Below are 19,538 nucleotides of genomic sequence, written 5' to 3'. Positions count from 1 at the left end.
TTAAAGGTGGCTAGTTTTCTATATTTTAAAGAATTTTATTCTTCTCCCATAAAAGTACTCATTACAGCATCACTAACCCCCATGTTACTAAAACCTCCATCATGGAATAAGTTTTGTAATGTAACACGTTTTGTTAAATCGCTAAATAATGAAACTGTGTAATTTGCACAATCTAAAGCTGTTGCGTTTCCAAGTGGTGACATTTTATCTGCGTAAGCAATAAAACCATCGAAACCTTTTACGCCACTACCGGCTGTAGTTGGTGTTGGTGACTGCGAAATAGTATTTACACGTACATTTTTATCGCGTCCAAAGAAATACCCAAAGCTACGAGCAATACTTTCTAAATACGCTTTATTATCTGCCATATCATTATAATCAGGAAATACACGTTGTGCTGCCATATATGTTAAAGCAACTATACTTCCCCACTCATTCATGGCATCAGACTTATATAAAGTTTGCATCAATTTATGAAAAGACATAGCAGAAACATCGGTTCCTTTTTGTGTCCAGTCATAATTCTGATCTGTATAGTGCTTTCCTTTTCTAACATTTATAGACATTCCAATTGAATGTAATACAAAGTCAATTTTACCACCTAAAATCTCCTGAGATTTATCGACTAGATTTTGTAAATCTTCTAAAGAAGTCGCATCAGCAGGAATAACTTGAGAACCTGTTTTTTCTGCTAACTCATTAATTTGTCCCATTCTCATTGCTACAGGTGCATTTGTTAATACAAACTGTCCGCCTTCTTCATGAACACGTTCTGCTGTTTTCCAAGCAATTGAATTTGAATCTAATGCTCCAAAAATGATTCCTCTTTTTCCTTTTAATAAATTATATGACATATTGGTTATTTTATATCTTTCTTAGTTGATTAATTAAAAAACTCAATTCTAATATTGAGGGCAAAAGTACTAAACTTTTAACTTATAATTTTTAAGTTTTATTTTTTTTCAATTCAGTAGTTCTTTAGCGTGAGCAATAGCTGATGAAGATGCATCTAAACCTCCTAACATTTGAGCAATTTCTACAATACGTTCATCGTGATTTAACTTCACTAAATTAGTTTGAGTGATCTCATTAACATCTTCTTTATACACTTTAAAATGCGAATGCCCTTTGGCTGCAATTTGAGGCAAATGAGTAATAGAAAATACCTGCATCGTTTTACTCATATGCAACATAATATCACCCATTTTATTTGATATTTCTCCTGAAACTCCTGTATCAATCTCATCAAACATAATGGTTGGGAGTTGTATATAATTTGAAAGCATCGATTTAATAGCTAACATAATTCTTGATAATTCTCCTCCAGATGCTGCTTTTTTTAGTTCGTTAAAATGTCCGCCTTTATTAGCAGAAAACAAAAAGGATAAATCATCTTTTCCGTTGGTTAAAAAATTATCACCAAGAACAATGTCTATTTTAAACTGCGCATTTGGCATTCCTAAACTTGCTAAAACACTTTCTAATTGTTGTTTTAATTGAGGAATAACTTCTTGTCTGTTTTTATGAATTGTTTTAGCTATTTTATTTAAAACGGTTTCCTTTCCTTTTATTTCTTCTTCTTTCTCTTTAATAGTACCATCTAAATTCTCAGTAACTGATACTTTTTCGCCTAAAGCTTCTTTTATTATTATTAATTCTGAAACATTTGCTGCTACATGCTTTTGCATTAAATTATGAAGTACTTTTAGTTTTGCATCTACAACTTCTAATCTAACAGGATCTGCATCTAAATTTTCTTGTAATGTATCAACCTCAGTAAATACATCGTCCATTTCAATAAGATTACTGTTTACTCTGTTAAACAAATCTTCATACTTTATAGAAAATCCCGAAAGTTTTTGAAAAAGGTTCTTTAATGATGTTAAACTTGATAAAACCCCTATTTGCTCTTCACTTAATAATTGATAAGCTTCAGATAATTTTTCCTTTATGCTCTCAACATTGTTTAAGGTTTCATATTCTTCCTCAAGTATTTCTAATTCACCATTAATCAAATTAGCTTCAATTAGTTCATTTAATAAAAACGAATTATAATCGTGTTCTTTTATAGCTTCAGATTGAAATTCTAGAAGTGATTTTAACTCTTTTTGAAGCTTTTTATAAATTTTTAATTCTGAATTATAATTTTCTAAAACAGCATCATTACTTGCTAATGCATCAATAATTTGAAATTGAAAATCGTTGCTAGTAAGTTCTAAAGTTTGGTGTTGCGAATGAATATCTATGAGATGTTCTCCCAGCAATTGCAAACTATTTAATTTAACTGGTGTATCGTTTACAAATGCTCTTGACTTTCCGGAAGGCAAAATCTCTCTGCGAATAATGGTTTGAGATTCATAATCTAAATCTTCAGCCTCAAATAGCGACTTTAAATTATAATTAGACACTTTAAAAACAGCTTCAATAACACATTTCTGTGTGGTATCTTTTAAGCTACTTAAGTCGGCTCGTTTTCCTAAAACTAAAGATATCCCTCCTAGTAAAATAGATTTACCAGCGCCTGTTTCTCCAGTAATTATTGAAAACCCTTCGTTGAAATTAACTTGAAGATGATCGATTAACGCGTAATTCTTTATAGAAAGTGATGTTAGCAAAATCTTTTATGACATTAAAATTATGAAAATAAATATAGTGAAAGTGTTTTAATTATATTTTAATTTAAAACGTAATGTTTTGCCATTTGCTACTATGCATTGGCGCAACTTTTTGAAGTGTTTCTTTTAGACTTGTAATATTAACATTAGGACCGCCGCTAAAAATTTGTTCAATTTCATCAGCTTTGGCATCAAAAAAGGTACGTAATAAAAATGAATTAGGTCTTCTACTATTCATTGCCTTAAACTTTAAAACAGACAATGCTATTTGCTCCTTTCCTTGTTTTATATTATCACTCATAACATCAAGTCCATCTCTGTGATATGAGTACATAACATCTCTATACTCTTTAAATGTTGGTGATAATATGTTATCTATTAAGGCAAATCTACTTTGCAACCCATCTTCTACTTTCCATCCAGAAAAATTACCTTGTTGTGAATAGTTCGTAATTATTTGAGCTTGCTTATAGTAAGCATCACCGCCTTTAGAAGAAAAAGAATCGGCATCTAAACCTAAAATCATATAAATATGAAATGATAAAACAGATATTAGATTAGATTCAAACTGATTAGGGTTGAAAATTAAATTTTGAAATTCTAAATATCTAAAATTAAAATCTTTATCATTAAAATTATAAACAGGAGTTGTAAAAGAAGAGCCATAAACAGGTCTTGAAGATTGTACTTGTAACGATGCTTGAAATGACTCGCCACTATAACTTACCACATTTATAACCATACTACAATCTATACGCTCTTGTGCGGCAAAAGTTTTATTGGTCCACTTAGTATTATTTACAAATTCGTTTAATTGCTTTTGTAAAGTCTTGAAAATAGGAAAGTTTTCATTTCCGGTTTGTTGTGCATTTACAACTACCGTACAATTTAATTCTTGCGAAACACCTGAAACTCCAATGCAAAACAATAAAATAACTAAAATATTACGCATCTATTTCTTTTATAATTTTATTTAATAAATCGGTTGCAACTTCTGCTTTAGACTTTAACTCAAATTGAGTCACCATGTCTTTATCATCAATAAAAGTAACCTTATTAGTATCGCCTTTAAATCCAGCACCTTTATCGTTCAACGAATTTAAAACAATTAAATTTAAATTCTTTCTTTTTAATTTTCCTTTTGCATTTTCAAGTTCATTATTAGTTTCTAATGCAAAACCTACTAAATATTGTTGTTTTTTTATAGCTCCTAAAGAAGCTAAAATGTCTTTTGTTTTTTCTAACTCTAAAGTTAACGTAGAATCTTTCTTTTTTATTTTCTGAGAGGCAACTTCTTTTGGTTTATAATCGGCAACAGCTGCAGAAAGTATAGCTACATCAACATCATTAAAATACTCATGAGCTTCATTATACATATCTTGGGCACTTGTTACTGGGACAACTTTAATAAAACTATGTGTTACTTTTTGATAAGTTGGTCCTGAAACTAAAACAACCTCAGCACCTAGATTAGCAGAAGCTTTAGCTATTTCAAAGCCCATTTTACCACTAGAATGATTCCCAATAAAACGTACTGGATCTATAGCTTCGTAAGTAGGCCCTGCTGTAATAAGTATTTTTTTTCCGCGTAACGGGAGCTTTTTTAAAATATCGTTCTCTATAAAAGTTACAATATCTTCTGGTTCTGCCATTCTGCCCTCTCCTACCAATCCGCTAGCTAATTCACCACTTGTAGCAGGAATCACAATATTACCAAAAGATTTTAGTTTTTCAAAAGAAGCTAAAGTAGATGAATGCTTATACATATCTAAATCCATTGTAGGTGCAAAATACACGGGGCATTTTGCAGATAAATATGTTGCTAATAATAAGTTATCGCAAACGCCATTGGCCATTTTAGACATCGTATTTGCTGTAGCTGGAGCCACAATAAATAAATCTGCCCAAAGTCCTAAATCTACATGGCTATTCCATACAGCTTCGTCATCATCTTCATTTACAAAAGAAGAATATACTGGGTTTTTTGAAAGTGTTGATAAGGTTAAAGGTGTTACAAATTCTTTAGAAGAAGGCGTCATAACGACTTTTACGTTAACACCTAATTTAACAAACAACCTTACTAATGAAGCAGTTTTATAAGCGGCAATACCAGCACTGATGCCAAGTAGTATATTTTTGCCGCTTAGTATTGACATTTTAAAAAATTATTCTTGAGTTTCTTCCTCAGTATTTCTAAAATAAATTTTGTCTGTTAGCCATTCTTGAACAGCTAAAGCATGAGGTTTTGGTAATTTTTCATAAAATTTAGATACCTCAATTTGCTCTTTGTTTTCAAAGATTTCTTCAAGACTATCATTATAAGTAGCAAATTCTTCTAACTTATCGATAAGTTCTTTTTTAATCTCTGTGTTAATTTGTTCTGCACGCCTAGAAATTATTGAAATTGACTCGTATATGTTCTCTGTTGGCTCGTCAATTTGATTTCTATCGTATGTTACAGTATTAACTGGAGCATTGGTTTTCTTTAAATCCATTATAATTGTTATTTAACTTTTAGCACTGTATTTTTTTATTTCTTCCTCTAATGTCGCACCCATTTCCTCTACTTCTTCAATATGAGTAGAGTTTGCATAAGTACTTTTAAATACTTCATAATATTCCTTGGCTTCATTTAATCGATTAAATTTTAAAGGAACAATTCCATTAGGAGTTCTTCTTACTTCTAAACTATTAACAGCAAGTTTGTATGCAGAATCAAGCTTAAGAAATAAAGCCTCTTCGCGTAAAGAAGAACCTGGGAAATCAAAAGCAAAATTGTTAAACGATTTTACTGATGCAGGATAATCTGATATTCTATTATATTGCTTTGCTATTTCAAAGGCTTTTTTCTCTAACTTAAAGTCAAGTTCTTTAACTAACTTATTTGCTTCACCAATGTATTGAGAATTAGGAAATAAATTAATAAAATTTTGAAGCTTTTCTATAGCAGCTTTAGTTTCTGTTTGATCTTTACTATAAACAGGAGATTGCATGTAATAACTTTTTGCACTTAAAAACGAAGCTTCTTCTAACTTTTCGCTTTTTGGATAACTAGAAGCAAAACGCTCAAACTGATAACCAGCAACATAGTAGTCTTTCATTTGAAAAAATGAATTAGAATACAAGTACATTAATTTTTCGGCTTGTGGTTTTCCTCTATAATTAGGCACAATTAAAGCAAAAAGCTTATTTGCCTTAGCAAACTTACCTTCTTTATATAATTCTTCTCCCATTTTAAACTTTGTTGCAATATCTTCAGACTTTAAAGCCTTTTGATATTCGCTACATGAGCTTAAAACAGTTAATGTTAATAATATATAAAATAAATTTTTCATAAATATAAAACAGTGTGCAAAATTAAGTTATTAATATGGATTTTAAAAATATATTTTAATGCTAAAATACTTGTTGTATTATACTAAGACTAAGGATTAAGTAATATTTAACTTTTAAATGATTCTACAGCATCAAAAAGTTTATAATCTAAAACCAATTTTCCGTTATCATTGTAATAGTAAGCCTTTTTAAATTTAAAATCTGAAAGTGCATCACTCAAAACATAAGAATGCATTTGATGTACTTCTTGGTTAAAAGATTCATCATAATAACTAATCATTATTATAAATTCACCATGCATTTTAATTATTTCTTCATTAGAAAAATTAAATAACGGACTTTCTTCATCTAATTCATGAACAATTGTCCATGTTGTTGGCAAGTAACTTATAGTATCTCTTTCTAATTTAAGCGTATAGAAATTATTTTCATAATTCCCTAAACTATTTTTTATCGTAAGAGATAAAGTAACCGCTATTTTAGGACGAATCATGGTTGTTTTTCGATTATTAACAAGTCTAAACATGAGCGCCCTGTTTTTGTTAAAATCCCTTAAAACAATATGTTTACTAAACCTTACAGCTGCTTTTGGCTTTGAAAAACGACCATAAATTAGCCCTGTTGCAAAGGCAAATAACATTAAACCTATGAAAGCCTCAATTGAAGATACAATACCACTTGCAATACCACCAGGGGACATTGAGCCATACCCTAGCGTTGTAAACGTTTGCATTGAAAAGAAAAAAGCATTTAAAAAATCGTGAGCAATGCTACCAGTTGTAGGAATAATTTCTTCTATACCAATAACTAGATATATAATTGCAAACACCGAATTTATAAAAAACCCTACTGCAAAAGTTAATACAAAAAACTGTAGCCAGGATATATTAACCAAATAGTGATATGCCTCAGAAAATCTAGCTGATTTATTTACATATTGTATATTAAAAGCCCCGCTAGAATTCATCATACGCTTTGCATTTAGCGATGATGCATTTCCTAAACCTGGATCTTTTATTTTTTTTGCCAAACTAAAATGTTTTTACAAAATCTTGTATCTTTTGTTTCAATTGATTTGACGCAGGCACTAAAGGCAACCTAACAGTATCTTGGCATAAGTTAAAGGCTTGAAAAACAGCTTTAATTCCGGCAGGATTATTTTCTTCAAAGATATAGTCGATAACATCAACTAATCTATAATGAATTTTATACGCTTCTTTTGCATCACCATTTAACCCTAAACGAATCATATTTGAGAATTCTTTAGGAAACGCCTGACCAATCACCGAAATAACGCCTGCTCCTCCAGCTAAAACAATACCTAAAGCCAAGTCGTCATCTCCAGAAATAACTAAAAAATCTTCTGGTTTATTTTTTATTAACTGCAAATAATTATAAACATTATTACCTGCTTCTTTAACTGCAATAATATTTTTAAAATCATGAGCCAATCTTAATGTTGTTTCCGTATCCATACCTTTTGAGGTACGACCAGGCACATTATATAAAATAACATCTACTGGAGATATTTCAGAAATAGCTTTAAAATGTTGATAGATTCCTTCTTGAGTTGGTTTGCTATAATAAGGAGAAACCGATAAAATAGCATCTATATTACTTAAATCTGTAGTTTTAATTTCTTCAATAACAGCCATCGTATTGTTACCTCCTATTCCAAGAACCATTGGTAATCGACCATTATTAGCTTTAGAAATGGTAGCAATAACATCCTTTTTTTCTTGTTTCGTTATGGTTACACTTTCTCCAGTAGTACCACAAATCACAAGATAATCAGTGCCATTTTCAATATTAAAATTCACAATATTTGTCAATGCCTCATGGTCTACACTTAAATCTGATTTAAACGGTGTAACCAAAGCAACTCCAGTTCCTAAAAACTTACTATTCATTTTTGATTTTATTTAATATAGTTAAGTATTTAAAAAGTTCACTTTTAAATACGTTAAATTCTTTTAAACTGGTTTTAATAATTAAATCATTTAAACGCTCGTCTACTTGTAAAACACCTATTTTAAATTTAGCTTTCGACTTAGCAGTAAGCATCTTCAGTTCTAAAACATCTTCTTCATAAAAACTAATTAAAGCATCAAACTCTATATCTAAAAAATATTGAAGTTCAACATTTTTAACAACACCTTGCCATCCAAAGTCCTTAAAACCAAAACACGTATCCCAGGTGTGTAAATCATTAATTTTACCAGAAGAAAAGGCTATGATTTTGAGCTTATTTGGTCTAATTTTTAAATAATCAGCTAAATTTCTAAGCTTTTCAAAATCGGCAGTTTCATCAATATTTAAGATAACACCTAAACTATCAATCTTATTATCAACAACACTTAATTGTCTTTTAGATAACAAATTGTTTAAGTACTTTTTATTAGATTTTTCCTTAAAACCTTTAAAAATCATTTACCTTTATACTTTGCGCAAAGGTAACAAAAGTACTTTCAAATTATCAGCTTAAAGCATGAGGTTCACACATTTATTTTTTTTGTTAAATATTTTATTTTTTTTTAACTGTAAAGAAGATACTTATCATGTAAAAAAAATAGAAGGAAACCAAATATCTGTATCAGATTCTTTATCCTTAAATTCTGAAGTTGAGAACTTCATAAAACCTTACAGAGCTAACCTACAAAAGAAAATAGATAGTGTTTTAGCATATTCAAAAGAAGACTATTCTAAAACTGATAACAAATTAAATACTGCAATTGGTAACTTTTTAGCCGATGCTGTTTTTAAAGAAGCTAACCCTATATTTAAAATAAGAACGGGTAAAGACATTGATATGGTTATACTAAACTATGGAAGTATACGCTCTTCTATTTCGAAGGGGGATATAACAATTAATACAGCATACAGAATAATGCCTTTTGAAAACAGTATTGTGGTAGTGGCTATGAAAGGATTTCAAATTAAAAATCTTGTTTCATACTTAGTTAAATCTAGAGAAGCTCATCCAATATCGAAACTTAAACTATCCATTGATAAAGATTTTAACTTAATTAATTATAGAATAAATGATCATATAGTTGAAACAAATAAAATATATTATGTTGCGAGTAACGACTATTTATATAACGGTGGTGATGGCATGACTTTTTTTAAACCTAGTGATAGTTTATATGTTTTAAACTATAAAATTAGAAATGCTTTGATTGATAATTTTATAAAGATAGACACCTTGCAAACTGCTAGAGATGATAGATTTATTCAAATTATAAATTAAAATGAGACGAAGAGACTTTATACAACACGCTACAACAGGAACAGCATTATTAACTCTTAGTAGCTTAGGCTTACAATCTTTTACAGCACCTCAAAAAATTAAAAAAATCACTATTTTACACACTAATGATGTACATAGTAATATTGACACTTTTGAGGATGGAAAATATGCTAATAAAGGAGGGGTTGCTAGACGCGCTACTTTAATTGAATCTATTAGAAAGGAAAGCCCTAACACACTTTTATTTGATGCTGGTGATATTTTTCAAGGCACACCTTACTTCAATTATTATGGTGGAGAGCTTGAATTCAAATTAATGAGTATGTTAAAATACGATGCCGCAACTATTGGGAATCATGATTTTGATAACGGTATTGATGGTTTATTTGCCCAATTTCCACATAAAAAATTTGAATTTGTAACAGCAAATTATGATTTTTCAAACACGATATTAGATACTCATACTAAACCGTATAAGATTTTTATAAAAGACGATATTAAAATAGGTGTTTTTGGTTTAGGTATTGAATTAAATGGATTAGTTCTTCCCGAATTGAGTAAAGAAACAAAGTATCTAGATCCTATTGAAATAACTCAAGACATGACACGCATTTTAAAAACTGAAGAAAAGTGCGATTTAATAATTTGTCTTTCACATTTAGGATATTATGAAAAAAAGAAACCTAATAAAATATGCGATTTAAAATTAGCCGCAGTTACTAAAAATATTGACTTAATAATTGGAGGACATACCCATACCTTTTTATTAAAACCTACAGTTGTAAAAAACCTAGAAGAAAAGAATGTATTAGTAAATCAAGTAGGTTGTTATGGAGTAAATTTAGGAAGAATCGATTTTTATTTTGATACTAACAATAATAAATCTGCCAATGGTGAAGCTATTATTGTTTAATTTTTTTTATTAAACTGATAGCTATTATAATTTTATGCGACATAATATTTATAAATCACAAAAAATTCTATAATGAAAAAGCACATTCCATTAATACTTAGAATTACTGTAGCAGTTATACTTATTCAAACATTGCGCTTTAAATTCACAGCCCACCCAGATAGTGTTTATATTTTTAGCAAAATTGGATTAGAGCCTTATGGCAGGATTGGAATTGGTATTTTAGAATTAATTGCAGGCATTATGCTACTCATACCAAAAACTGTTTGGGTTGGAGCATTATTAACTATTGGAGTTATTGGAGGTGCCATCTTTATGCATTTAACAACCTTAGGAATCCAAACAAAAAATGATGGTGGCATTTTATTTACAACTGCTGTTGTAACATTTATACTTTCTTTGAATATACTTTACATCTACAAAAAAGACATTCCTTTTATAAATAAATTAGATTAACTTAGAACTATTTCTTCTTTATCTTCATCTAAAAGCTTAGATTGTTTATAGAAAAAATAAAAAGCCAATAGAGATAGTGTTCCCGAAATAATATTAAGCAAAGAACCTGATGAAATATATGTATAAGCCACCCAAATTACTTCTGAAAAAACAATGCATAGCGCCCCGATAAATAAGTATAACGATTTTCTATTATCTCTATAAAAGAAGTTTAATAAAGATGCTGATAAAAACACTAACATAACTATATTATATATCAACTCTACATAATATTCATTTGTCATTTCTACATATGGATTTACTATAACCTGCAAAACATATACTATATAAAAGCTTAATGCCATCAAAACAATTAAATGTATTTTATAATTTTTCAGAACATGAATTACACAAATTGATTTACAAACTTCCAAAAACAAAGAAGCATAAGCCAAAATATACAATGAATTACCTACATAATAATAAATTTCATAATAAACATGATTAACAATAAAAATCATTAAATCTGAAATAGAAAATAATACTAAAAAAAGTGAAAAGAATAAAGTTTTACGCTTAACAAACAAAAAATAAGCTAAAGCAATGATAGGCACTAAAACCGCATCAAAATATTCAGCTAATGTTACTTGGCCTTTAAACTGAAAAAACACAAATACTATATAAAATAGTATTAATAAACCTACCAAGATTTTTGACTTGTACATAACATCTATTTATGGTTACTGCACAAATATAAAAAAAAATCACAATTAAACGATAAAAATATGCTTTTTATCGATTATTTTTTTTAATTATTCTATTTTTTGTAAGAATTCATATTCATTAATAAGCAAAATATTCAATTTTTCTGCTTTCTCTTTTTTACTAGGCCCCATATTATTACCAGCAACAATGTAACTTGTTTTTGAAGAAATAGAACTACTTACCTTACCTCCATTATCTTCAATAAGTTTTTTTAGTTCGTTTCTAGAAATACTTTCAAATACACCAGTAATTACTATAGACTGTCCTTCTAAAATATTTGTTTGCCCGATAAGTTGCTCTGCAGACATTTCTAATTGAACTCCAAATGTTTTCAATCTATTAATTATAGACACACTTTCTTCTGAAGCAAAGAATGCTACAACACTTTCAGCAATCTTAACTCCTATCTCATCAACATTTTCCAGAGCCTCTTGTGAAGCAGTAGCTATAGCATCGATACTTTTATAATGCTTCGCTAATTTTTTAGCAACAGTTTCTCCCACATAACGAATGCCTATAGCATATAAAACACGCTCAAAAGGAATGTTTTTAGATGCAGCAATACCTTTAATCAAATTATCGGCACTTTTTTCTGCCATACGCTCTAAAGGAACTACCTGCTCCTTAGTTAACTCATACAAATCTGAATAATCCTTAATCAAACCTTCATTAACCAAAAGCGCCACTGTTTCTCCTCCCAAACCATCTATATCCATAGCTTTTCTGGATATAAAGTGCTGAATACGACCAATTATTTGCGGATTACAACCGTTATAGTTAGGACAAAAATGTTTTGCATCGCCTTCTAATCTTTCTAAAAGCGTGTTACACTCAGGACAATTTTCAATATAATGTGTAGGTTCAGAATTTAATGGTCGCTTAGTTAAATCGACTCCCAAAATTTTAGGAATAATTTCACCGCCTTTTTCAACATACACTTCATCACCTACTCTAATATCTAGTTTTTCAATTTGGTCGGCGTTATGTAAGGACGCACGTTTTACTGTAGTTCCAGCTAACTCCACTGGTTCTAAATTTGCAACAGGCGTTATCGCCCCCGTTCTACCTACTTGATAAGTAATACTATTTAAACGCGTAGAGACTTGCTCCGCCTTAAACTTATATGCCATAGCCCAACGCGGGGCTTTAGCTGTATATCCCAACTCTTCTTGTTGCTGTAAATTATTTACCTTTATAACAACACCATCGGTTTCATAAGGCAAATTGTGTCGGTGCGTATCCCAATAATCTATAAATTCTAAAACTTCATCAATAGAATGAGTCAATTTAGCAGCTTCTGGCACTTTAAACCCCCATTGTCTTGCCTTTTCTAAACTATCAAATTGAGAATTAATTCCCAAATTAGATCCTGTTAAATTATAAAGCAAACACTCTAAAGGACGTTTAGCAACTTCAGCACTATCTTGCAACTTTAAACTACCAGACGCTGTATTTCTAGGATTTCTATAAGGTTCTTCACCTATTTCAATCCGTTCTTCATTCATTTTATTAAAGCCATCAAAAGGCAAAACAATTTCACCTCTAATATCAAATTTTGGTGGATAATCGCCTTTTAATTGCAATGGCACCGACTTAATCGTTTTTATGTTAGCCGTTACATTATCTCCCTGAAAGCCATCACCTCGTGTTACAGCTTTAACCAATTCCCCTGCTTCATAGGTTAAACTAATAGAAGCGCCATCGTATTTTAACTCGCAAGTATATTGAATATTACCGTCTACTAATTTCTTAATACGTGTTTCCCAATCTTGTAAATCTTCTTTTGAATATGAATTATCTAAAGAATACATACGATGCTCATGCGGAATAGTCTCAAAATTCTTAGTAACCTCTCCTCCGACACGCTGTGACGGAGAATTTGCATCAAAAAATTCAGGATACTTTGCTTCAAGCGCTTGTAATTCTTTTAACTTTATATCAAAATCATAATCAGAAATTGTTGCATTATCTAAAACATAATAATTGTGATTATGCGCACGCAATTCTTCGCGTAAAGCTTGTATTTGCTCTTTAATATTACTCATTATTCTTTTCTCCTTTAATCATTCTATCTTTTTTAAAGATATCTTGTTTTAACTGAATGTTTTTAAAATTGGTTTTAAGTAACAGTCGAATCATATCTTTCCCTAAAAACTCATTAATTTCAAAAAATAATTGGCCACTTTCTTTTAATTTTTCAATAGCAAAATCTGTAATGATTTTATAAAACTGTAACGGATTTTCATCTTTTACAAACAATGCCAAATGGGGTTCATTATTTAAAACATTTGCTTTCATTAAATCTTTCTCCTTACCTCTAACATAAGGCGGATTTGACACAATAATGTCAAATTTAAATTCAGAATCAAACAAAGATTCATCGATATTCAAAATATCTGCTTCAATAAATTCAATATCTACTTCATTTAATTCTGCATTTTTTCTAGCTACTTTTAAAGCATCTTTACTTATATCAAGCGCATACACTTTTGCACACTTTAATTGTTTAGCCAAAGCTATAGCTATACAACCGCTTCCTGTTCCTATATCTAAAATTCTGATTTCAGAATTATAATTTTTATATTCTTTAATAATCCATTCAACCAACTCCTCGGTTTCTGGTCGAGGTATTAAAGTATGTTCATTTACTTTAAATGGTAATCCGTAAAATTCTGTTTCTCCTAATATATATTGTATAGGTTTTTCTTCTTCTAATAAATTTAGAGCATTGAAAATCCTATGTATATCTTGAACATCATAATCTAAATCTAAAGCCAACTGCAATCTTAAAACATTATAACACTCTTCAATTAAAATATAAAAGAAATTATCAACCTCCTCTTTTTCATAAAGAGTATCTAATTTTTGATGAAACGTATTTTGTATATCTTTTAATTTCATGAGTCTAATACTATTGCTGTTTTTAATACTCCCTAACAACAACTCTTTTTGATTTTATGCGACCTTAATTTTTAGAATAACTATAGTATCTTTACCAACTCTAAAAATGCTAATTTTACACAAGTGAAGATACTTAAATCTAAAAAACACCAGATGAAACGACTTATATTTTTATCAACAATATCAATTCTTTTTTTTAACTGCTCGGTTGAAGAAAAACCTCAATTTATAAACGTTGATAACATTAAAGTTTTAGAGTCTACATCAAAAAACATAAGCGTTACCGCTGATGCTCATTTTTTAAACCCTAATGATATTGGAGGTGAATTAAAAACTGATGAAATAAAAATTTATGTAAACGACAATGAAATGGCTTCCGTTTCTACAAAAAGCTTCGATGTCCCTGCTAAAAAAGAATTTTCAATTCCTTTAAAAGCTAATATTCCAACCGACAGCATTTTTAGTAATAAAAATTTAGGCGGTTTACTAGGAAGTTTATTCAGTCGAAAAATAAAAGTACAATATAAAGGTGATATTGTTTATAAAGTTTTTGGTTTTTCATATAGATATAATGTAGACGAAACTGAAACTATTAAAATTAAATAACAAGCATTGCACGAACACGAAACTTACATAAAACGCTGCCTTGATATTGCTAAAAATGGTTTAGGCTCTACAAGACCTAATCCTATGGTAGGCAGTGTTATTGTTCACAACAACATTATTATAAGCGAAGGTTTTACCAGCGCTTACGGCAGCAATCATGCCGAAGTAAACGCCATTAATAATGTAAAAGACAAATCACTTTTAAAAGAAGCCACCATTTATGTAACATTAGAACCGTGTTCGCACTACGGAAAAACACCACCATGTAGCGATTTAATTATTAAACACAAAATACCAAATGTAGTTATTGGTTGTATAGATGATAATATACAAGTAGCAGGAAAAGGTATAGAAAAACTAAAAAAAGCAGGATGCCTTGTAATTGTAGGTGTTTTAGAAAACGAATGCAAAAAACACCACAAACGTTTTTTTACGTTTCACAATAAAAAACGCCCTTATATTATTCTAAAATGGGCTGAAAGCTCAGATGGATTTATAGCTCCAGAATCTAAAAACGAACAAAAACCGGTTTGGATTACCAATAAAAATTCCAGACAACTCGTTCATAAATGGCGTACCGAGGAACAAGCTATTTTAGTTGGTACTAACACCGTTTTAGAAGACAATCCTAGTTTAACTGCTAGAGATTGGACAGGAAACAACCCTACACGCATTGTTATCGATAAAGAAAAAAAACTTTCTGAAGCGTATTCTGTTTTTAATAATGAAGCAGAAACCATTACCATTTCAAAAAACAATATAGATTTCTCAAAAGATATAGCACAACAAATTTGTGATGTTTTATTTGAAAAAAACATAAACTCTGTAATTATTGAAGGAGGTGCCAAAACACTACAAACTTTTATAAATAAAGATTTATGGGATGAAGCGCGTATATTTACAGGCTCTAGTAAATTTAATAAAGGCATCAAAGCTCCAAAATTTTCTGGACAATTAATTTCTGAAGAAAAAATTCTAACAGACAGTCTTAAAACCTACACAAATGATTAAAACCATTATTTTCGATTTTGGCAATGTATTTATCAATTTAGATATTGATGGCGCATTAAAAATAATGTTTGAGACTTTAAAAATTGATACTTTTTCTGAAGAAATGATTGCTTTTAATAGTTTTTATGAGCAAGGTTTAATTTCTACAGAAGAATTTATCGATTTTTATTCTGAAAATTTCCCAAACCTTTCAAAAGAAGAACTAATTGATTTATGGAACTTTATACTGAAAGATTTTCCTAAACATCGCTTAGATTTTCTAAAAACCCTAAAAGCATCTAACAAATACAAACTTATTTTATTAAGTAACACAAACGAACTTCATATTAATTGGATTAAAGACAATGTATCATTTTATGACGATTTTAAAAATTGTTTTGATACGTTTTACTTATCACAAGAAATTCATTTAAGAAAACCGAATAAAGATATTTTTGAATTTGTATTGAATGAAAATAATTTAAAAGCCAATGAATGCTTATTCATAGATGACAACGAAGACAATATAAACACAGCTGATACTTTAAAAATAAAAACTTGGCACATCAATCCTGAAACTGAAGACGTTTCAAATCTATTTAAAATTAAAAACAATTTATTTTAATCTCTTTTTTGCCTAAAAACGACACATACAAAACTATTGAAACGGCTACCGAACTTGTTTTATTTAAAGATAAAAACAGTAAGTTTTTTGGCTATCTTTTTCCTGTCTCTAATGTTGAAGCTATAAAACCTCACATTGAAGCATTAAAAAAAGAACACCATGCTGCAAGACATTGGTGTTACGCTTACCAAATAGGTACAGAAACAATAGTTTACCGCGCTAACGATGACGGCGAACCTAGCAATAGTGCTGGCATGCCTATTTATGGCCAAATACAATCTTTTGAAGTCACTAATCTATTAATTGTAGTTGTACGCTATTTTGGAGGTGTAAAATTAGGGGTTGGCGGCCTCATAAATGCTTACAAAACAACTGCTCAAATGACTCTAGAAGCTTCATCTATTATAGAAAAAACCATCAATAAAGATTTTCTTATAACATTTGATTATAAAAACATGAATACAGTCATGCGAATAATTAAAGAAAAAAAACTAAATATAATTAACCAAAAACTAGAAATGGATTGCCAAATAACTATTTCTGTAAGAAAAAAAGAAGCTGAATCTGTTTTTAAAATCTTCAATCAACTCTTTGAAATTAAAATAAAAGAAATTTATATTAATTCTTAATAGCATCTAAAATATACTTAGGCGCCTTAGTAGGCCTGTTTGTTTTCATATCTACAAAAACTAAAACAGTACTTGCAGTCGTTAAAATCTCACCTTTTTCATTAGTAATTTCATACTCAAATTCAATCTTAGCTGTAGGCTCTTTTTTTAGTTGAGTTTTTACATTAATTACATCATCATAACCTGCTGATTTTTTATAGTTTATATTTAAAGAAACAACAGGTAACATCACACCGTTTTCCTCCATATCTTTATAAGAAACACCTAACTTTCGCAACCACTCAATTCTTCCCATTTCAAGATATAATGCGTAATTCCCATGATAAACAACACCCATCTGATCTGTTTCACCATATCTAACTCTAATTTGTATTTCGTCAATTTTCATAAGGTTTTTTAAATATTTTTTTGTAGCTTCGGCAAGAGGATAAACATGAGGAAAAATTTCTAGAAATTCAACTGTATTTCATTTTTTTTTTAAGAATTTTGTTCACATATTTGCCATTCAATAATAAGGGGGATAAAGTTTCAACATTCTTTATCAAAACTAACTAACAAAAACCACAAAATTAAACAATGAGTGTAACTGCGCAATCGGTATGGAATAACTGTCTATTATTTATAAAGGATAACATCCAACCGCAAGCATACAAAACTTGGTTTGAACCAATCGCTGCAGTTAAACTTACTGACAAAGCTTTAAGTATTCAAGTACCTAGCAAATTCTTTTATGAATGGCTTGAAGAACATTATGTAAAAATTCTTAAAGTATCACTCACAAAAGAATTAGGAGAAAACGCCAAACTGGTTTACATTATTAAAATGGAAAACACGTATGGTAACAAACAACCTTTTACAGAAAAGATCCCTAGCTCTAATAGAAGTGGTTTAAAATCTCAAAATGTAGATATTCCTTTAAATAATAAAAACCCAGAGTTAAGAAATCCTTTCGTAATTCCTGGCATTAGAAATGTTAAGATAGAATCTCAATTAAATCCTAATTATAGTTTTGATAACTTTTTAGAAGGTGACTCAAACCGTTTAGCACGTAGTGCCGGATTAGCCGTAGCTGCAAAACCAGGAGGTACTTCATTTAATCCGCTATTAATTTTTGGGGGTGTAGGGTTAGGAAAAACACATTTAGCACATGCTATTGGTGTTGACATAAAAGATAAATATCCTGAAAAAACAGTTTTATATATTTCTGCTGAAAAATTCACACAACAATATATAGACTCTGTAAAGAAAAATAATAGAAATGATTTTATTCACTTCTACCAAATAATAGATGTTTTAATTATTGATGATGTACAGTTCCTTTCTGGAAAAACAGGAACACAAGATGTATTCTTCCATATATTTAATCATTTACATCAAAATGGCAAGCAAGTTATTTTAACTAGTGACAAAGCACCAGTTGACATGCAAGATATTGAGCAACGCTTACTATCTCGCTTTAAATGGGGACTTTCAGCCGAATTACAAAATCCAGATTTTGAAACTAGAGTTTCTATTTTAAAGAACAAATTATATCGTGATGGCGTTGAAATGCCTGAAGATATTATTGAGTATGTTGCTAAAAACATTAAAACAAATGTTCGCGAACTTGAAGGCGCCATCATTTCATTAATTGCACAATCTTCATTCAATAAAAAAGAAATCACTATTGATTTAGCAAGAACTATCGTTGAAAAATTTGTAAAAAACACAAAACGCGAAGTCTCTATAGATTACATACAAAAAGTAGTATCTGACTATTTCCAAATGGATATAGACACATTACAATCTAAAACAAGAAAACGCCATATTGTTCAAGCTAGACAGTTAGCTATGTTTTTTGCGAAAAAATTCACAAAAGCATCTTTAGCAAGTATTGGCTCGCAAATAGGAAAACGTGATCATGCTACTGTATTACACGCTTGCAAAACAGTTGACAACTTATCTTCAACCGATAAACAATTTAGAAAATATGTTGAAGATATTTCTAAAAAACTTACTGTATAAAATCTAATTACAATGACTAAAATACTGATGGTCTGCTTGGGAAACATTTGTCGTTCTCCTCTAGCAGAAGGTATACTAAAGTCTAAACTTTCAAACGATTCATTTTTAGTAGATTCTGCAGGAACTGCAAATTATCATACCGGAAATCCTCCTGACAAACGTTCTGTTGCTGTTGCAAAAAAATACGGATTAGACATTTCTAATTTAAAAGGAAGGCAATTTGAGGTTTCAGACTTTGAAGTATTTGATATTATTTACGTTATGGACGATTCTAACTATAACAATGTTATTAATTTAGCAAGAAATGAAGCGGACATTAATAAAGTAAAATTCATCTTAAACGAAGTTTATCCTGGTCAAAACTATAATGTACCCGATCCTTATTATGGTGGAAATGATGGTTTTGAAAACATTTACAAAATGCTTGATGAAGCTTGTGAAATTATTGCAGAAGATTTAAATTAAACCA

General features: G+C 29.8%; 22 protein-coding genes. 9 read left to right on the top strand and 13 right to left on the bottom strand.

Going from position 1 to position 19,538, the window contains the following annotated elements:
• Window positions 1-35 precede the first annotated feature (35 nt).
• From ACH5TW_RS15605 to ACH5TW_RS15565, 9 genes are all read right to left on the bottom strand, one after another.
• Window positions 36-854 (bottom strand): enoyl-ACP reductase FabI, encoded by an 819-nt coding sequence (locus ACH5TW_RS15605; protein WP_439337430.1) that lies wholly within the window; start codon window positions 852-854, stop codon window positions 36-38.
• 108 nt (window positions 855-962) lie between these two features.
• On the bottom strand, window positions 963-2,615 hold the full coding sequence (recN, locus tag ACH5TW_RS15600) for a DNA repair protein RecN (protein WP_439337429.1): 1,653 nt from the start codon (window positions 2,613-2,615) through the stop codon (window positions 963-965).
• 64 nt (window positions 2,616-2,679) lie between these two features.
• Entirely contained in the window at window positions 2,680-3,567 is an 888-nt protein-coding gene (gene porD / locus ACH5TW_RS15595; protein ID WP_439337428.1) for a type IX secretion system protein PorD, read from the bottom strand.
• Entirely contained in the window at window positions 3,560-4,771 is a 1,212-nt protein-coding gene (gene coaBC, locus ACH5TW_RS15590; RefSeq protein WP_439337427.1) for a bifunctional phosphopantothenoylcysteine decarboxylase/phosphopantothenate--cysteine ligase CoaBC, read from the bottom strand. The genes porD and coaBC overlap by 8 nt, the downstream gene beginning before the upstream one ends.
• A gap of 9 nt (window positions 4,772-4,780) precedes the next feature.
• Window positions 4,781-5,110, bottom strand: coding sequence for a DNA-directed RNA polymerase subunit omega (locus tag ACH5TW_RS15585; RefSeq protein WP_439337426.1), 330 nt, complete (start codon window positions 5,108-5,110; stop codon window positions 4,781-4,783).
• Between the two features lie 12 nt (window positions 5,111-5,122).
• Entirely contained in the window at window positions 5,123-5,950 is an 828-nt protein-coding gene (locus tag ACH5TW_RS15580) for an outer membrane protein assembly factor BamD (protein WP_439337425.1), read from the bottom strand.
• Window positions 5,951-6,057: 107 nt separating this feature from the next.
• On the bottom strand, window positions 6,058-6,981 hold the full coding sequence (locus ACH5TW_RS15575) for an ion channel (RefSeq protein WP_439337424.1): 924 nt from the start codon (window positions 6,979-6,981) through the stop codon (window positions 6,058-6,060).
• A gap of 1 nt (window position 6,982) precedes the next feature.
• A complete protein-coding gene (dapA, locus tag ACH5TW_RS15570) occupies window positions 6,983-7,861 on the bottom strand; it encodes a 4-hydroxy-tetrahydrodipicolinate synthase (RefSeq protein ID WP_439337423.1) in 879 nt (292 codons plus the stop codon).
• Complete coding sequence (locus ACH5TW_RS15565) at window positions 7,854-8,381, bottom strand: DUF6913 domain-containing protein (protein WP_439337422.1); 528 nt, start codon at window positions 8,379-8,381, stop codon at window positions 7,854-7,856. The genes dapA and ACH5TW_RS15565 overlap by 8 nt, the downstream gene beginning before the upstream one ends.
• A gap of 82 nt (window positions 8,382-8,463) precedes the next feature.
• On the opposite strand from ACH5TW_RS15565, the gene ACH5TW_RS15560 reads away from it, so the two are divergent.
• The 3 genes from ACH5TW_RS15560 (at window position 8,464) to ACH5TW_RS15550 (ending at window position 10,570) form a co-directional block, all read left to right on the top strand.
• Entirely contained in the window at window positions 8,464-9,201 is a 738-nt protein-coding gene (locus ACH5TW_RS15560; protein WP_439337421.1) for a 5'-nucleotidase C-terminal domain-containing protein, read from the top strand.
• 1 nt (window position 9,202) lies between these two features.
• Complete coding sequence (locus tag ACH5TW_RS15555; protein ID WP_439337420.1) at window positions 9,203-10,114, top strand: bifunctional metallophosphatase/5'-nucleotidase; 912 nt, start codon at window positions 9,203-9,205, stop codon at window positions 10,112-10,114.
• A gap of 72 nt (window positions 10,115-10,186) precedes the next feature.
• A complete protein-coding gene (locus tag ACH5TW_RS15550; protein WP_439337419.1) occupies window positions 10,187-10,570 on the top strand; it encodes a DoxX family protein in 384 nt (127 codons plus the stop codon).
• Here the strand turns inward: ACH5TW_RS15550 and ACH5TW_RS15545 are convergent.
• The 3 genes from ACH5TW_RS15545 to prmC all read right to left on the bottom strand — a co-directional run bounded on the left by ACH5TW_RS15545 (window position 10,567) and on the right by prmC (window position 14,215).
• Window positions 10,567-11,274, bottom strand: coding sequence for a hypothetical protein (locus ACH5TW_RS15545; RefSeq protein ID WP_439337418.1), 708 nt, complete (start codon window positions 11,272-11,274; stop codon window positions 10,567-10,569). The two genes, ACH5TW_RS15550 and ACH5TW_RS15545, sit on opposite strands and share 4 nt — an antisense overlap.
• A gap of 87 nt (window positions 11,275-11,361) precedes the next feature.
• The gene (gene ligA / locus ACH5TW_RS15540) at window positions 11,362-13,359 is read right to left on the bottom strand and encodes an NAD-dependent DNA ligase LigA (protein WP_439337417.1); all 1,998 of its coding nucleotides are present in this window, start codon (window positions 13,357-13,359) and stop codon (window positions 11,362-11,364) included.
• Window positions 13,352-14,215, bottom strand: coding sequence for a peptide chain release factor N(5)-glutamine methyltransferase (prmC, locus tag ACH5TW_RS15535; RefSeq protein WP_439337416.1), 864 nt, complete (start codon window positions 14,213-14,215; stop codon window positions 13,352-13,354). The genes ligA and prmC overlap by 8 nt, the downstream gene beginning before the upstream one ends.
• Before the next feature lie 153 nt (window positions 14,216-14,368).
• On the opposite strand from prmC, the gene ACH5TW_RS15530 reads away from it, so the two are divergent.
• Genes ACH5TW_RS15530 through ACH5TW_RS15515 form a run of 4 tightly spaced genes read left to right on the top strand, consistent with a single transcriptional unit; the run spans window position 14,369 to window position 17,065 of the window.
• Window positions 14,369-14,821: an LEA type 2 family protein gene (locus ACH5TW_RS15530; RefSeq protein ID WP_439337415.1), complete on the top strand. Its 453-nt coding sequence runs from the start codon at window positions 14,369-14,371 to the stop codon at window positions 14,819-14,821.
• 6 nt (window positions 14,822-14,827) lie between these two features.
• Entirely contained in the window at window positions 14,828-15,832 is a 1,005-nt protein-coding gene (gene ribD / locus ACH5TW_RS15525) for a bifunctional diaminohydroxyphosphoribosylaminopyrimidine deaminase/5-amino-6-(5-phosphoribosylamino)uracil reductase RibD (protein WP_439337414.1), read from the top strand.
• Window positions 15,825-16,436: an HAD family hydrolase gene (locus ACH5TW_RS15520; RefSeq protein ID WP_439337413.1), complete on the top strand. Its 612-nt coding sequence runs from the start codon at window positions 15,825-15,827 to the stop codon at window positions 16,434-16,436. Before ribD ends, ACH5TW_RS15520 begins: the two co-directional genes overlap by 8 nt.
• Before the next feature lie 8 nt (window positions 16,437-16,444).
• Window positions 16,445-17,065 carry an IMPACT family protein gene (locus ACH5TW_RS15515; RefSeq protein ID WP_439337412.1) on the top strand — a complete coding sequence of 207 codons (621 nt, stop codon included), beginning with the start codon at window positions 16,445-16,447 and terminating at the stop codon, window positions 17,063-17,065.
• Here ACH5TW_RS15515 and ACH5TW_RS15510 read toward each other — a convergent pair.
• Entirely contained in the window at window positions 17,055-17,453 is a 399-nt protein-coding gene (locus tag ACH5TW_RS15510) for an acyl-CoA thioesterase (protein WP_439337411.1), read from the bottom strand. The genes ACH5TW_RS15515 and ACH5TW_RS15510 overlap by 11 nt on opposite strands.
• Window positions 17,454-17,641: 188 nt before the next feature.
• Between ACH5TW_RS15510 and dnaA the strand changes: the two genes are divergently transcribed.
• Together dnaA and ACH5TW_RS15500 are read left to right on the top strand one after the other, a co-directional pair.
• Window positions 17,642-19,069, top strand: coding sequence for a chromosomal replication initiator protein DnaA (gene dnaA, locus ACH5TW_RS15505; RefSeq protein WP_439337410.1), 1,428 nt, complete (start codon window positions 17,642-17,644; stop codon window positions 19,067-19,069).
• Between the two features lie 12 nt (window positions 19,070-19,081).
• Window positions 19,082-19,534 (top strand): low molecular weight protein-tyrosine-phosphatase, encoded by a 453-nt coding sequence (locus ACH5TW_RS15500; RefSeq protein WP_439337409.1) that lies wholly within the window; start codon window positions 19,082-19,084, stop codon window positions 19,532-19,534.
• Window positions 19,535-19,538 lie beyond the last annotated feature (4 nt).

Origin of the sequence: Thalassobellus sediminis (genome assembly GCF_044386045.1) — a bacterium.
Lineage (GTDB): Bacteria > Bacteroidota > Bacteroidia > Flavobacteriales > Flavobacteriaceae > Thalassobellus > Thalassobellus sediminis.
The sequence above is the reverse complement of the archived record's forward strand: the minus strand, read 5'-3'. Positions and strand labels throughout refer to the sequence as shown.